Source organism: Streptomyces sp. NPDC041796 (assembly GCF_055590785.1).
The window spans coordinates 60,368-74,553 of the sequence record NZ_JBVJAH010000007.1 but is presented as its reverse complement, the minus strand read 5'-3'; the positions used below and the strand labels follow the sequence as shown (position 1 = coordinate 74,553).

Sequence of the window (14,186 nt, the reverse complement as noted above, 5' to 3'; positions counted from 1 at the left end):
CGTACTTCCGCCCTCGTAGAGTGCTGCACATGAGCGTGGTGCTGCAGGTGACGGGGCGGGTGCTGGCCGGCCCGGAGGACGTACGGGACGAACTGTGGGTGGTCGACGGGCGTGTCACCTATGAACGGCCGTCCGCCGCGCGGGACATCAGGACGGTACGGGGCTGGGCGCTGCCCGGGCTGGTCGACGCGCACTGCCACGTGGGCCTCGACGCCCACGGTGCCGTGGACGCGGCCACCAGCGAGAAGCAGGCGGTCACCGACCGGGACGCGGGCACCCTGCTGATCCGGGACGCCGGGTCCCCGGCGGACACCCGCTGGATCGACGACCGCGACGACCTGCCGAGGATCATCCGCGCCGGCCGGCACATCGCCCGCACCCGCCGCTACATCCGCAATTACGCCCATGAGATCGAGCCCGCCGACCTCGTCGCGTACGTCGCCCGGGAAGCGCGGCGCGGAGACGGCTGGGTCAAGCTGGTCGGCGACTGGCTGGACCGTGACACGGGGGAGCTGGGCACCTGCTGGCCGCGCGCCGAGGCCGAGGCGGCGATCGCGGAGGCGCACCGGCTCGGCGCGCGCGTGACCGCCCACTGCTTCGCCGAGGAGTCCCTGCGGGACCTCGTCGAGGCCGGCATCGACTGCATCGAGCACGCCACGGGTCTGACCGAGGACACCATCCCGCTGTTCGCCGAGCGCGGCGTCGCGATCGTGCCGACGCTCGTGAACATCGCCACCTTCCCCCGGCTCGCCGACGGCGGAGAGGCCAAGTTCCCGCGCTGGGCCGACCACATGCGGCGGCTGCACGAGCGCCGGTACGACACCGTGCGCGCCGCCTACGACGCGGGCGTCCCCGTCTTCGTCGGCACCGACGCGGGCGGCTCCCTGGCCCACGGCCTGGTCGCCGCGGAGGTCGCCGAGCTGGTCAAGGCCGGCATCCCGCCCCTGGAGGCACTGTCGGCCACGTCCTGGGGAGCCAGGGCCTGGCTGGGGCGGCCCGCCCTGGAGGAGGGCGCCCCGGCCGACCTGGTGGTCTACGACGAGGACCCGCGCGCCGACGTCCGCGTGCTGGCGGCACCGCGGCGGGTGATCCTGGCCGGACGCGTCATCGACTGAGGAACAGCACCGGCCGGACGCGTCACCGGCTGAGGAACAGCAACCGCGCCCGCTTCTCCACGATGTGCACCTCGGGCAGCACGACCTCCGGCAGCACGACCTCGGGGCCCGCCTCGAAGCCGCTGCGGACCAGCAGCGCGATCGCCTTCTCGTTCGCGGCGTCCGGCTCGGCGACGATCCGGTCGTGGCCCTGAAGCGCGTACGAGATCAACGCGGCCACCAGGTGCGTCGAGAAACCCCGCTCGGGCGCGCTCGTGGGCGCGATCAGCAGGTGGACGCCGATGTCGCCCGGCCGGACGTCGTAGCACTCGCTGACGCGGTCGGCCTCCGGCTCGTACGTCTGGAAGAGCGCCACCGGCTCGCCGTCGCGGTACGCGAGGAACGCGTGGTGCGTGGTGAGCGAGTCGAGGTGCGCGTAGATCTCCCGTACGTCGTCGACGGCCGCCTCGCGCATGCCCCAGAACCGGGCGCGCTCCTCGCCGACCCAGCCGTGCAGCAGTTCCGCGTCCCGCGCCGGGTCGACGCGGACGAGGCGAACCGTCCCGAAGCCGTCGACGGTCTCCTCGTACACGCACTCAGTCGTGGTCATGGTGTTCCTCGCGCTCCTCGGTGAGCTGGTTCCAGTCGGTGACGACGGGGGCGAGCGCGCCCCGTAGCCACAGGGACAGTTGGTCGCGCCGGTGCGGGTCTCCGGGGACGCCCGAGGCGCCGAACGGCACCACCCAGAGGCTGTCCTCGCGGCGGGCCAGGTCCCAGACGTAGCGGGCGGCCGGGCCACGGACGCTGAGGTCGGTGACGCCCGGGACGCTCGAGGTGGACAGGACGCAGTCGTGGTCGCCGTCCAGACCGGGCCACTCGTCGTCGGCGTCCGGCAGCGCCGCCCAGGGAGCGAGGCGGTGCGTGGCGCCCCAGGGTTCCGCCGGAGGGGCCGCGGCCACCTCCTCCAGGGCGGCGCGGACCGCCGCGAGCCGGTCGGTCTCCGGCACCGGCCCGCCGGACAGCAGGGTCTCCAGGGCGTACGCGACGCGCGGCACCAGGGCCAGCCAGGGCTGGAAGAGCGCCGGGTACGCGGGGGGTTCGGCCAGCACGGCGAGCGTGGGGTGCGCGGCGAGGCGGCGTACGACAGCGCCGCGCACGGCCGCGAACAGCGCGGCGTCCGTGCTGTCGGCCGCCATGCGGCGATTCCAGCACAGCAGCCGGTCGCGCACTTCCCGCGCCTCCAGGCCCAGGTCGGGCAGGGCCGCGATGAGCGAGAGCAGCGGGCGGGCCGACGCGAGGTGGGTGTCCGTGTGGATCACCGCCATCTCCGGCGCGGTCCAGTCCTTCGACGTCTCCAGCAGCCGGGCGATGCGGTCGGCGCGGTGCGGGGGCGCGAACTCGACGCCCAGCGGGCTCGCGAGGCCGCGGGCGTTCGCCATCACCGCCATGCCGTCGACCGGTTCGCGGGGCATCGGGTCGTGGGCGCCGTGCCACTCGTGGCCGGGCTCCCACGCCGGGACGACGCGCAGCCCGTTGTCGCGGTGGCGCAGCGGGACGTGGCCGGCGACCCGGTGGAGGGTGCCGCCCTCGGTGTCGGCGGCCTGGACGACGTTGACGGGCTCCACCCAGGTGTCGAACGCCCGGTCCACGTCGGCGACGGTGCGGGCGGCGAGCAGGGCGGGAAGGGTGGCGAAGCCGAGTTCGTGCGTGACCCGGGGCAGGTAGCGGAGGCTGATCGCCTCCTCCGGCCCGTCGATGATCACCGGTCCGCGCGCGGTCTCGACGACCTCGACGGCTACCGGCTCCGCGCCCTTCACCTCGATGGTCTCCGTGTGCGTGCGTGCGGGCGCCCAGCCGTCCGGCCCCAGGGCCTCCACCGCACCGTCGTCGGTGCGCCGCAGCCGCTCCCGGTACAGGTCCTGGTAGTCGGCCATGGCGTTGGTGATCGCCCAGGCGACCGTGCCGGTGTGCCCGAAGTGCGCCAGGCCGGGCACACCGGGGACGGCGAGCCCGACGACGTCGAACTCCGGGCAGGCCAGCCGGATCTGCTGGTAGACGCCGGGTGCCTCGATGAACCGGTGCGGATCTCCCGCGATGAGTGCGGCCCCGGTGGCGGTGCGGTCGCCGGTCACCAGCCAGCCGTTGCTGCCGGTGGTGCCGGGAGCGTCGGTGGCGAACAGCTCGGTGTACTCCTCGCCGAGCCGGCGGGCGACGTGGTCGCGCCACAGCTTGGTCGGGAAACCCGCGAAGAGGATGTGCGTGGACAGCCACACGGCGAGCGGGGTCCACGGCTCCCACCGGCCGGGGTTCAGGCCGGTGGCGGCGAACTCGGGGGAGCGGGGGGGGGGGGGCGGGGGGGGGGGGGTTCCCCCGGGGGCTCCCCCCCCCCACCCCCGCCCGCCCCCCCCCCCCCCCCCCCCCCCCCCCCCCCCCCCCCCGAGGCCGGCGTTGACCCCGTCCACGTACGCGCACACCCAGGTACGGGTCGGCTCGTCGAGTGCGTCGAAGCAGCGGCGTGCGGTGTCGGCCAGCCGGGCGCGGCGGGCGAAGACGTCCCACTCGACGGCCTCGGGGCCCAGGAACGCGGCCGTGGTGCCCTGGGCGCGGTGCCGCTCGACCTCCAGCTGCCAGGCCCGGTCCAGAGCGGTGGTGCGGCCCTGCGCGTGGCTGAGTTCGTGCGCGTCGGCGGCGCGGAGATGCGGGATGCCCCAGGTGTCCCGGTAGACCTCGATGCTCACTTCTGTCCCGATCTCTTTAGGTTAGGCTGGCCTAACTTAAAGCACGGTCGTGCCAGAAGCAATCCGGGGGTGGTGTTGATGCCCCGTGACTCCTGGTCGGTGCTGGGCGTTAGGCACTTCTCTCGCACCGTGCGACGGGTGGGATTCCGGCGAACGTCCGTGCCGAAAGATTCGAATACGGGAACGGAAATCCCACTTTGGGGTGAACTCACTTCAGGTTCACGCCGGTTCACTCTCCGTGCGTAAAGATTCCGGTGTCCCGCGTCGCCGCCGCTCATGTGTCCCCATGGGCCGGCGCGTCGACGCCCTGTCTCCTGTGGGGGTTCCACCACCGTGAACAGCAACACCTCGCGCCCGCCCGCCCGCGGGCGCGCCGTCGCCGCCGCCGCGGTCGCCGCGGCGCTCACCACCGGGCCCGTGCTCCTCGCCGCGCCCGCGGCGCACGCCACCGGCGGGGGAGAGGGGCGCGCGAGTGCGGTCGTCCTCCGTACCGACCTGGACGTCTCCCTGCTCGACAAGGGCGTGCACGTGCCTCTCAGGGCCACGCTCAACGAGGTGCGGGCGCCCGCGAGCGCCCACAGGACCGCGCTCACCGTCACCCTCGACGGCGTCGAGCAGGGCACGCCCGTCCAGGTGCTCAAGGCCGAGGCCGCCACCGCGAAGGCCACCGCCGACGAGCACCGTGCGGAAGGGCACACCCGGCTCGCCCACGCCAAGCTGCACGTCCCCGGGCTGCCGCTGCTGTCGCTCATCGAGGTCGAGAAGGTCACCTCCCGCGCGGTCTGCGAGGCCGGCAAGCAACCGGTCGCCGAGTCCACCCTCCTCGGCCGCGTCACCGTGCTCGGCAAGCGGGTCACGCTCACTGCCGGCGGCCCGACGAGGGTGGACGTGCAGGGGGTCGGCGAAGTGACCCTCGAGGTGTCCGGGAAGCACACCACCTCCCGCACCGCCGCCGCCACCGCCCTGGTGCTCAAGGTGTCGGTGAACCCGCTGAAGGCCGACGTCGCCGACGTCACCGGTACGGTCACGCTGGCCGAGGCCACCTGCGAGTCCCCCACGGCCCCACCGAAGCCCACGGACGCCAAGCCGGACACCGAGCCGGACGCCAAGCCCGCGGACGCCAAGCCGGCCGACGCCCCCGCGGACGCCGAGCCCGGCGACGTGCGGGCCCAGACGGCCGACGAGCCCCGGGAGGCCAACCTCGCCGAGACAGGGGGAAGTTCGCTGACGCCCTACCTCGCGGGCGGCTCCCTCGCCCTCCTCGCCGCCGGTGCGGGCGCCCTCACCCTCACACGCCGCGCCCGCGCGGCACGCGAACGCGGCTGACACGCGACGCCCCGCCCCTCACCCCTCCGTGAGCGGCGGGGCACCCGGCTTCGCCGCCGCCCTACGCGCCGAGGCCACGACCGCGTCCGTGCCGCTCGTACAGCTCCTCCAGCTGGGAGAGCCAGAACCTCTCCTTGACGAGCCGCGACGCCCCCCGGGGGAGCAGCGCCCGCTCCTGAGCCAGCGTGTAGAAGCCGGGCCCGGCGTCGTTGGCGTTGAGATAGCGGACCAGCGCCGACAGCATGACCCGCGGGCGGCCCGGTGCGACGCGGACCTCGTCGCGGGCGTACTCCTCGACGATCAGGTACAGCAAGTGCCCCATCGCGGCACGTTCCTCGGCGTGCGCGAAGTCGAAGCCCCTCAGGCCGGTGCGCCGCACCAGCGTCGCGTTGAGCTCGGTGTACGTCGTCAGTGTCCGGAGGGCGGCACGCTCGACCAGGAACGCCCGGCCGACGTCCACCAGCCGGGCCCACTCGCCCTCGTCACGGCCGTAGCCCGCCATCGCGCCTCCCCGTCACCAGTGGTGTGTACGGGGCGAACGTACCGGTGCCCCCGAGGCGTCGTGGGCCGTCGCGCCAGGTCCACCCCAAGGGGCGACGCCCGCACCGCCGCCGTCAGCGCCCCTCCGAGTGCCCCGCCATCACCAGCGCCTGGTCCAGGGCCTGGAGGAACCGGTTCGTCGTCACCCGGTCCCGCACCGCCAGCCGCAGCCACTGCGCGCCCAGCCCCGGGAACGTATCGCCCCGCCGCGCCGCGAACCCCAGCGACCGCAGCCGCTCCCGCACCACGTCGGCACCCGCCATGCGGACCAGCACGAACGGACCCTCCGCCGCCGTCACCGCCCGCACCTCGTCGAACTCCGCCAGCCCCGCCAGCAGATGGGCCCGGTCCGCCGCGATCCGGTGCGCCGCGTGCTCCGCCTCCGCCAGCGCCGCCCGCGACATGCACGCCTCCGCGGCCGCCAACGCGGGCGTGGACACCGGCCACAGCGGCTGCGCCCGCTCCAGCGCCGTCACCGTCCCCGGATCGGCCAGCACATAGCCGATCCGCAGCCCGGCCAGGCCCCACGTCTTGGTGAGGCTGCGCAGCACCACCAGGCCCGGCACGTCCGTTCGTCCCGCCAGTGCCTCCCGCTCGCCCGGCACCGCGTCCATGAATGCCTCGTCCACCACCAGCGTCCGCCCCGGGCGGGCGAGGCGCGCCAGCAGGGCGGCGGGATGCAGCACCGACGTCGGGTTCGTCGGATTGCCGATCACCACCAGGTCGGCGTCGTCCGGAACCGCGCCCGGGTCCAGCCGGAACCCGTCCTCCGCCCGCAGCAGCACCCGGCGCACCTCGTGCCCCGCGTCCCGCAGCGCCGCCTCCGGCTCCGTGAACTGCGGGTGCACCACCACCGGCCGCCGCGCCGGAAGCGCCCGCGCCAGCAGCACGAACGCCTCCGCCGCGCCCGCCGTCAGCAGCACCCGCTCGGGAGGGACGTCGTGCCGTGCCGCGACCGCGGCCCGCGCCGCCCGCCCGTCCGGGTAGGCGGCGAGTCCGGTCAGCGAGGCCGCGATGCGCTCCCGCAGCCAGTCGGGCGGGGTGTTCGTCCGGACATTGACCGCGAGGTCGGTCAGCTTCTCGTCCCGGACCTCCGCGTCACCGTGGTGCCGCAGATCGTGAGTGTCGGTGTGCGTATACATGGCCGCCAGCGTGTGGGTGAAGTGGGGGGTGGGGGACGGGAGACCAACGGCCTCCCGGTAGCGCTCCATGACCAGGGTCTAACACTCCGGTGTCTCCCCAGCGGTGTACCCGTGACCCACATTCAACAACCGCCTGCGCGCCACCGCACATGTCACTCGCCCCTTCCCCGACTTCCGCTTCGCCACGAGGAGTTCCCCGCCGCCCGCCAGCGCCGCCGCCTCCGCCACCGACGGCGTCCCGGCGGCCGCCAGCACCGCGTCCGACGGGTGCGGTACGGCGACGAGCGCCAACTCCCGCGCCGGGTACGTACGCAACCGCACGCCCAGCCGCGCCGCCGCCTCGACGATCCCCGCCTCGGCCGCCTTGGAGTCCACCGTCGCCAGTTCCCCCACGGCGGACGCGGCCAGCCCCGCCTCCCGCAGCGTCTCCTCGATCAGCGCGAGCACCGCGCGGGCGGACACGCCCCGCCCGGCCCCCACACCGACCACCACCGTCATCGCGCGCCGTGCTCCACGAACCGCCGCGCCGTCTCCGGCACGGCCGCCCAGTGCGTGTGCACGTAACTCGCGTGCACCCCGCCCTGGACGAAGCCCTCGACCCTGCGCTCCGGCTGCCGCAGCCCCCAGGCGGGCGCCGTGCCCGCACCCGGCTCGATCACCGTGCGGTGGAACTCGTGCCCCCGCATCCGTGTTCCGGCCGCCGCCAGGGCACTGTCGCTCACCGCGACCGCGTCCCGGTAGCCCAGCGTCAGCCGCTGCGACATCCGCGCCTCCGCGTCCAGGACACCGCACATCGGCTGCCCGTCCAACGACCGCGCCAGGTACAGCAGCCCCGCGCACTCGGCGGCGACCGGCGCCCCGGACGCCGCCAGTTCCGCGACCGCCTTCCGGAGCCGGGCGTTGGCCGACAGCTCGGCCCCGTACATCTCCGGGAACCCGCCGCCGATCACCAGCCCGCGCGTCCCCTCGGGCAGCTCCTCGTCCCGCAGCGGATCGAAGGCCACGACCTCCGCCCCGGCGGCACTCAGCAGCTCGGCGTGCTCCGCGTACGAGAAGGTGAACGCGGCGCCACCGGCGACGGCCACCACCGGCCGGCCGGCGACCGGCTCCAGGGACGGCTCCCAGGGCGCGTCCGGCAGCGGCGGCGCCGACCGGGCCAACGCCAGCAGCGCCTCCAGGTCGCACCCCGCCCGCACCTGCTCCGCCTGCGCCGCGACCGCCTCCACGGCCGCCGCCTGCCGCTCGGCGACCGGCACCAGGCCCAGGTGCCGGGACGGCGTCGCCACCGCCGGGGCGCGCCGCAGCACGCCCAGCACCGGCACGCCCGACTCGCCCAGCGCCTCCCGCAGCAGGTGCTCGTGCCGGTCGGTGGCCACCTTGTTGAGGATGACCCCGCCGATCCGCACCTCCGGGTCCCATGAGGCGAACCCGTGCACGAGCGCCGCCACCGACCGGGACTGCGAGGAGGCGTCCACCACCAGCACCACCGGTGCCTTCAGCAACTTGGCCACCTGCGCCGTGGACGCCAGCTCCCCCTGGTCGGCCGCACCGTCGTACAGGCCCATCACGCCCTCGACGACCGCCAGGTCGCAGCCGCGCGACCCGTGCGCGAAGAGCGGCGCGATCAGGTCCGTACCGCACATGTAGGCGTCGAGGTTGCGGCCCGGGCGGCCGGTGGCGAGCGCGTGGTAGCCCGGGTCGATGTAGTCGGGGCCCACCTTGTGCGGGGACACCGCGAGACCACGGCCGGCGAACGCGGCCATCAGGCCGGTCGCCACCGTGGTCTTGCCCGCGCCCGACGACGGCGCGGCGATGACGAGACGTGCTACCACTCGATGCCCCGCTGGCCCTTCTGACCCGCGTCCATCGGGTGCTTGACCTTGGACATGTCGGTGACCAGGTCGGCGAACTCGCACAGTTCGGCGGGCGCGTTGCGGCCGGTGATCACCACATGCTGCTGACCGGGCCGGTTCCGCAGCACCTCGACGACCTCGGCGGTGTCGATCCAGCCCCAGTGCAGCAGATAGGCGAACTCGTCGAGGACGTAGAACTTGTACCGCTCCTCGGCGAGGTCCCGCTTGACCTGCTCCCAGCCCTCGCGCGCCTTGTCCTCGTGCGACTGCTCGCCGTCCTTGGGGTCGCGCTGAATCCAGGACCAGCCCTCGCCCATCTTGTTCCAGGTGACGGTGCCGCCCTTGCCGGTCTCGCCGAGCGCCTTGAGGGCGTTCTCCTCGCCGACCTTCCACTTGGCGGACTTGACGAACTGGAAGACCCCGATCGGCCAGCCCTGGTTCCAGGCGCGCAGCGCCATGCCGAAGGCGGCGGTCGACTTCCCCTTGCCCACGCCCGTGTGCACCATCACCAGAGCGCGGTTGCGGCGCTGACGGGTGGTGAGACCGTCGTCCGGTACGACGGTCGGCTGTCCCTGCGGCATTAAGCGGCCCTCCCAGTAGTTGCTCTGACATCCCTGACGAGACCCGCGAGGGCGTCCGCCCGCAGCTCGTCCAGTGTGACGGCGGTGCCGCCGAGGCGACCGGCCAGCTCGGCGGCCATGCCCAGCCGGACCGGCCCGGTCTCGCAGTCCACGACCACCGAGGCGGTGCCCTCCGCTGCGTGCAGCCCGGCCGCCCGCGCGGCCAGCGCCACCGGCTCCGGCCCGCCCGTCGCCCGGCCGTCCGTGACGACCACCAGCAGCGGGCGGCGCGCCGGGTCGCGCAGCCGCTCCACCCGCAGCACGTCGTGCGCCTTCAGCAGCCCGGCCGCGAGCGGCGTGCGCCCCCCGGTCGGCAACTGCTCCAGCCGGGCCGCCGCCGCGTCGACCGAAGACGTGGGCGGCAGCGCGAGATCGGCCGACGCGCCCCGGAAGGTCACCAGCCCCACCTTGTCGCGCCGCTGGTAGGCGTCCAGCAGCAGCGACAGCACGGCACCCTTCACCGCGCCCATGCGCTGCCGGGCCGCCATCGAACCCGAGGCGTCCACCACGAACAGCACCAGGTTCCCCTCGCGCCCCTCGCGCGTCGCCTGGCGCAGATCGTCACGGCGTACGACCAGCCCGGGCCCCGAGCGGCCGCGGGCCCGCTGGTGCGGGGCGGCCGCCTGCACGGTCGCCGCCAGGTGCAGCTTGGTCAGCGTCCCCCGGGGCCGGCGCGCCCCGGTCGTCCTGCCGTGCTCGGTACGCGCCCGGGAACGGCGCCCAGCCGCGCCCTCGCCCAGGCCCGGCACGCTCAGCACCTTCGTGCGGAACGGCTCGGCGGCCTTCACGGGTGCCTGCTCACCGGCCCCGGGACCCGGGGCGGGAGCGGGCGCCGGGGCGTCCTCGGGCGCGGCCTCCGGCTCCCCGCCCTGCGGGGGCACGCCGCCACCGCCGTCCGGGCCGCCACCGGGGCCGTCCGGGCCGGGGTCCGGGTCCGGATCGGGGTCCGGGTCGTCGTCCCCGCCGCCGAACTCCTCCAGCGTCTCGTCCAGCTTGTCCTCGTCGAGCCCCGGCGCGTCGAACGGGTTGCGCCTGCGCCGGTGCGGCAGCGCCAGCAGCGCCGCCTGCCGTACGTCGTCGGACGTGACGTCCGAGCGCCCCGCCCACGCGGCCAGCGCCGTCGCGGTGCGCGCCATCACGATGTCGGCGCGCATGCCGTCCACCTCGAACGCCGCGCACGTCGCCGCGATCTGCCGCAGCGCCGCGTCCCCGAGCGTCACCTGCGGCAGCAGCGCCCGCGCGGCCACGATCCGCTCCCGCAGCGCGGCCTCCTCACCGGCCCAGCGCGCCGCGAACGCGGCCGGGTCGTCGTCGTACGCCAGCCGGCGCCGCACCACCTCGACCCGCTGGTCGGGCTCCCGGGACGCGGCCACCTCCACGGTCAGCCCGAACCGGTCCAGCAACTGCGGCCGCAGCTCGCCCTCCTCCGGGTTCATCGTCCCGACCAGCAGGAAACGCGCCGCGTGCCGTACGGACACGCCCTCCCGCTCCACGTACGAGGCACCCATGGCGGCCGCGTCCAGCAGCAGGTCCACCAGGTGGTCGTGGAGGAGGTTGACCTCGTCGACGTACAGCACGCCCCGGTGCGCGTCCGCCAGCAGACCGGGCTCGAAGGCCTTCACGCCGTCGGCGAGCGCCCGCTCGATGTCCAGCGCGCCGACCAGCCGGTCCTCGGAGGCGCCCACGGGCAGCTCCACCATCCGGGCCGGCCGGCGCACCGCCTCGGCGACGGTGTGCGGCCCGTCCGGGCAGCCGGGGTCGGGGGAGCCGGGCGCGCACGAGAAGCGGCAGCCGGCGACGACGTCCACGTCCGGCATCAGGGCGGCGAGGGCGCGGACGGCCGTCGACTTGGCGGTGCCCTTCTCACCGCGTACGAGGACACCGCCGACGGCGGGGGACACCGCGTTCAGCAGCAGCCCGAGCCGCAGGTCGTCCTGGCCGACGATCGCGGTGAAGGGGTAATGGGGTGCAGCGCTCATGAAGGTGCTCCGGGTGCGATGAAGGGAAGTCCTGTGGGCGGGCCCTGCTCGATCAGTTTCCACAGCGCGTCCGTGTCCGCGTGTTCCTCGATCAGGTCGCCGAGCGTGTCCAGCTGCTCCTCGCGCAGCGCCCCGAACGACGTGTCGGGCGCCGGTACGAACCGTCTGCCGGCCGCCCGTGCCACCTGCGCGAGGAACGCCCGGCGGAAGCCGTCGCTCTCCAGCGAGCCGTGCCAGTGGGTGCCCCACACGGCCCCGACGCGGCAGCCGTCGAGGAACGGCTCGCCCCCGCGCACGTCCGCCACGCCGTGGTGGATCTCGTACCCCTCGACCCGCTCGCCGAGGGCCTCGCCGACCGGCCGGGCGAGCGTCTTCTCCGGCGCGAACCGCACCCGCACCGGCAGCAGGCCGAGGCCCGGCACCTCACCGGCCCGGGACTCCACGTCGTCCTCGATGTGCTCACCCAGTGCCTGGAAGCCGCCGCAGATGCCCAGCACCGGACGGCCCTCGGCGGCCCGCCGGACGATCGCGTCCGCCAGGCCCCGCTCCCGCAGCCACGCCAGCGCCCGCACCGTGCCGCGCGTGCCGGGCACCACGACCAGGTCCGCGTCGGCGAGCTCCTCCGGGCGGTCCACGAACCGCACGACCACGCCCGGCTCGGCGGCCAGCGCGTCGACGTCCGTGAAGTTCGACATCAGCGGTACGGCGCAGACGGCGACCCGCAGCACGTCCTCGCCGACCGGCGGCGCCACGACCGACTCGCGCACCGCGCCGCGCAGCGACACCCGCAGCCCGTCCTCCTCGTCGATGCCGAGCCCGTGCGCGTACGGCAGGACACCGAACGTCCGGCGGCCCGTGAGCCCCAGCAGCATGTCCAGGCCGGGCTCCAGCAGCGTCACGTCGCCGCGGAACTTGTTCACCAGATAGCCCGCGACCAGCTCCTGGTCCTCCGGCGCCAGCAGCGCCGTCGTCCCGAAGAACTGGGCGAAGACCCCGCCCCGGTCGATGTCGCCGACCACGACGACGGGGAAGCGGGCGGCACGGGCGATGCCCATGTTGACGATGTCGTTGCGGCGGAGGTTGATCTCGGCGGGGCTGCCCGCGCCCTCGCAGATGACGGCGTCGTACGTGCTCCGCAGTTCCTCCAGGCACTCCACGACCGTGCCGAACAGCGCCTGCTGCCGGCCGCCGTGGTAGCCGCGCGCGCTCAGCTCGCCGACCGGCTTGCCCATCAGCACGACCTGGCTGGACCGGTCGCTGCCGGGCTTCAGCAGTACCGGGTTCATCAGCGCGGTCGGCTCCACCCGGGCCGCCTGCGCCTGCATGGCCTGCGCGCGCCCGATCTCCGCGCCCTCGCGCGTGACGAACGAGTTGAGGGACATGTTCTGCCCCTTGAACGGCGCGACCTTCACGCCCTGCCGCACCAGCCAGCGGCAGATGCCGGCCGTGACGACGCTCTTGCCCGCGTCGGACGTGGTGCCCGCGACGAGCAGCCCCCCACCCTTGCTCATGTACGCCTCCGCTTGATCGCCCCGTACGCCAGCCGCCCGCCCGCGCACACCGCGAGGGTCAGAGCACTCACCCGGCGCGACAACCGCACCGCCCGCTCGATGTCCGCCACCTCCACGGCCCGGCCCTCCCCGTTCAGCACCGGCCGGTGCTCGACCCGGCCGCCGTACGAGAGCGTCCCGCCGAGCCGTACGCCCAGCGCGCCCGCGAACGACGCCTCGACCGGGCCCGCGTTCGGGCTCGGGTGCTTCGCCGCGTCCGCCCGCCAGGCCCGTACCGCGCCGCGCGGGTTCCCGCCCGCCACCGCCGCCAGGGCGGCCGTCAGACGGGCACCGGGCCACCCGGCCACGTCGTCGAGCCGGGCCGAGGCCCACCCGAAGCGGCGGTACTTCGGGGACTTGTGCCCGACCATCGCGTCCAGGGTGTTCACCGCCCGGAACGCCACCAGACCCGGCACGCCCCCGACCGCGCCCCACACGAGGGCGCCGACCACGGCGTCGGAGGTGTTCTCGGCGACCGACTCGACGACGGCGCGGGCGATGCCCGGGCCGTCCAGGGCCTGCGGGTCACGCCCGCACAAGTGGGGCAGCCGCTCCCGCGCCACCTCCAGGTCACCGGCGGCCAGCGCACCCCCGATGGCCCGGGCCTCGCGGCCCAGCGTCGTACCGCCGACGACGGCCCACACGGAGGCGGCGGTCAGCGCGACGGGAAGGGCGCCCCGGTGGCGTACCGCCCGGGCGGCGAGCGCCGCCGCACCGGCCGCGCCGCCGGCGCACACCACGGCGTGCAGCGCGCCCCACGCGCGATGGTCGCGCCACAACACGCCCTCGACACCGGCGGCAGCGCGCCCGAAGGCGGCCACGGGGTGCCCGCGGCGGGGATCGGCCAGGAGGAGATCGGCGGCGAGCCCGGCGGCGGCGCCGTACGCGAACACATGGTCACTGCGCATCGGATCAGCCCGCCGATACGCCTCGCCGACCGTGTGGACGTGGATGTCTGTACGCAGCTGAACGGCAGCCGGGCATGGGCGATGTCCTCACTCAGGGTCCGCGCCCTGGCTCGACGTGACCGGCGACGAGAGTTCCTGACTCATCCGGCCCCCTGTTCGGTGGACCGGACTCACAGTGGCGGGACCGCGCCGGATTCGCACCGGCTTCCTCTCCTGCCGCCGTAATGGCCCCGGCAGTCCACCACGCCCCGCGAACGCCCGTCAACTCGCCGTTGACCTGCGCCGGGAGGTTGTGCTGAGGCACACACCGGCGCACGTGGGCACATGCGTCGGGGGGGGGGGGGGGGGGGGGGGGAGGGGGGGGGGGGGGGGGGGGGGGGATGGGGGGGGGGGGGGGGGGGAGAGACGCGAGAGAGGAGCGGAACGAGGAAAAGAG

The 14,186-nt window shown here is 75.0% G+C and carries 11 protein-coding genes, 1 pseudogene and 1 riboswitch; of the genes and pseudogenes, 2 read left to right on the top strand and 10 right to left on the bottom strand.

The features are described 5' to 3' along the window. Nucleotides 1-29 precede the first annotated feature (29 nt). Nucleotides 30-1,115 carry an amidohydrolase family protein gene (locus tag ACZ6C1_RS15865; RefSeq protein WP_469241378.1) on the top strand — a complete coding sequence of 362 codons (1,086 nt, stop codon included), beginning with the start codon at nt 30-32 and terminating at the stop codon, nt 1,113-1,115. Between the two features lie 22 nt (nt 1,116-1,137). On the opposite strand, the gene ACZ6C1_RS15860 is transcribed toward ACZ6C1_RS15865, so the two are convergent. Continuing rightward, a complete protein-coding gene (locus ACZ6C1_RS15860) occupies nt 1,138-1,704 on the bottom strand; it encodes a GNAT family N-acetyltransferase (RefSeq protein ID WP_469241376.1) in 567 nt (188 codons plus the stop codon). Further along, nucleotides 1,691-3,832: a penicillin acylase family protein gene (locus ACZ6C1_RS15855; protein ID WP_469241375.1), complete on the bottom strand. Its 2,142-nt coding sequence runs from the start codon at nt 3,830-3,832 to the stop codon at nt 1,691-1,693. The genes ACZ6C1_RS15860 and ACZ6C1_RS15855 overlap by 14 nt, the downstream gene beginning before the upstream one ends. Nucleotides 3,833-4,165: 333 nt before the next feature. On the opposite strand from ACZ6C1_RS15855, the gene ACZ6C1_RS15850 reads away from it, so the two are divergent. Further along, complete coding sequence (locus tag ACZ6C1_RS15850; RefSeq protein WP_469241373.1) at nt 4,166-5,158, top strand: SCO1860 family LAETG-anchored protein; 993 nt, start codon at nt 4,166-4,168, stop codon at nt 5,156-5,158. Nucleotides 5,159-5,219: 61 nt separating this feature from the next. Here the strand turns inward: ACZ6C1_RS15850 and ACZ6C1_RS15845 are convergent, their stop codons facing one another. The 8 genes and pseudogenes from ACZ6C1_RS15845 to ACZ6C1_RS15810 form a co-directional block, all read right to left on the bottom strand. Then, complete coding sequence (locus ACZ6C1_RS15845; RefSeq protein ID WP_469241371.1) at nt 5,220-5,660, bottom strand: hypothetical protein; 441 nt, start codon at nt 5,658-5,660, stop codon at nt 5,220-5,222. Between the two features lie 112 nt (nt 5,661-5,772). After that, nucleotides 5,773-6,840, bottom strand: a complete 1,068-nt coding sequence (gene cobC, locus ACZ6C1_RS15840) for an Rv2231c family pyridoxal phosphate-dependent protein CobC (protein WP_469241369.1) — start codon at nt 6,838-6,840, stop codon at nt 5,773-5,775. Nucleotides 6,841-6,948: 108 nt separating this feature from the next. After that, a pseudogene (locus ACZ6C1_RS15835) lies at nt 6,949-7,338 on the bottom strand (cobalamin biosynthesis protein); the annotation flags it as partial. After that, entirely contained in the window at nt 7,335-8,672 is a 1,338-nt protein-coding gene (locus tag ACZ6C1_RS15830) for a cobyrinate a,c-diamide synthase (protein WP_469241367.1), read from the bottom strand. The pseudogene ACZ6C1_RS15835 and the gene ACZ6C1_RS15830, both read right to left, overlap by 4 nt. Then, complete coding sequence (cobO, locus tag ACZ6C1_RS15825) at nt 8,666-9,274, bottom strand: cob(I)yrinic acid a,c-diamide adenosyltransferase (RefSeq protein WP_126887092.1); 609 nt, start codon at nt 9,272-9,274, stop codon at nt 8,666-8,668. The genes ACZ6C1_RS15830 and cobO overlap by 7 nt, the downstream gene beginning before the upstream one ends. Continuing rightward, complete coding sequence (locus ACZ6C1_RS15820) at nt 9,274-11,292, bottom strand: putative cobaltochelatase (protein ID WP_469241365.1); 2,019 nt, start codon at nt 11,290-11,292, stop codon at nt 9,274-9,276. The genes cobO and ACZ6C1_RS15820 overlap by 1 nt, the downstream gene beginning before the upstream one ends. Then, a complete protein-coding gene (locus ACZ6C1_RS15815; RefSeq protein WP_469241363.1) occupies nt 11,289-12,803 on the bottom strand; it encodes a cobyric acid synthase in 1,515 nt (504 codons plus the stop codon). The genes ACZ6C1_RS15820 and ACZ6C1_RS15815 overlap by 4 nt, the downstream gene beginning before the upstream one ends. Continuing rightward, the gene (locus tag ACZ6C1_RS15810) at nt 12,800-13,750 is read right to left on the bottom strand and encodes a cobalamin biosynthesis protein (RefSeq protein ID WP_469241359.1); all 951 of its coding nucleotides are present in this window, start codon (nt 13,748-13,750) and stop codon (nt 12,800-12,802) included. The genes ACZ6C1_RS15815 and ACZ6C1_RS15810 overlap by 4 nt, the downstream gene beginning before the upstream one ends. A gap of 129 nt (nt 13,751-13,879) precedes the next feature. Beyond that, a riboswitch (cobalamin riboswitch) is annotated at nt 13,880-13,961 on the bottom strand. Nucleotides 13,962-14,186: the final 225 nt, after the last annotated feature.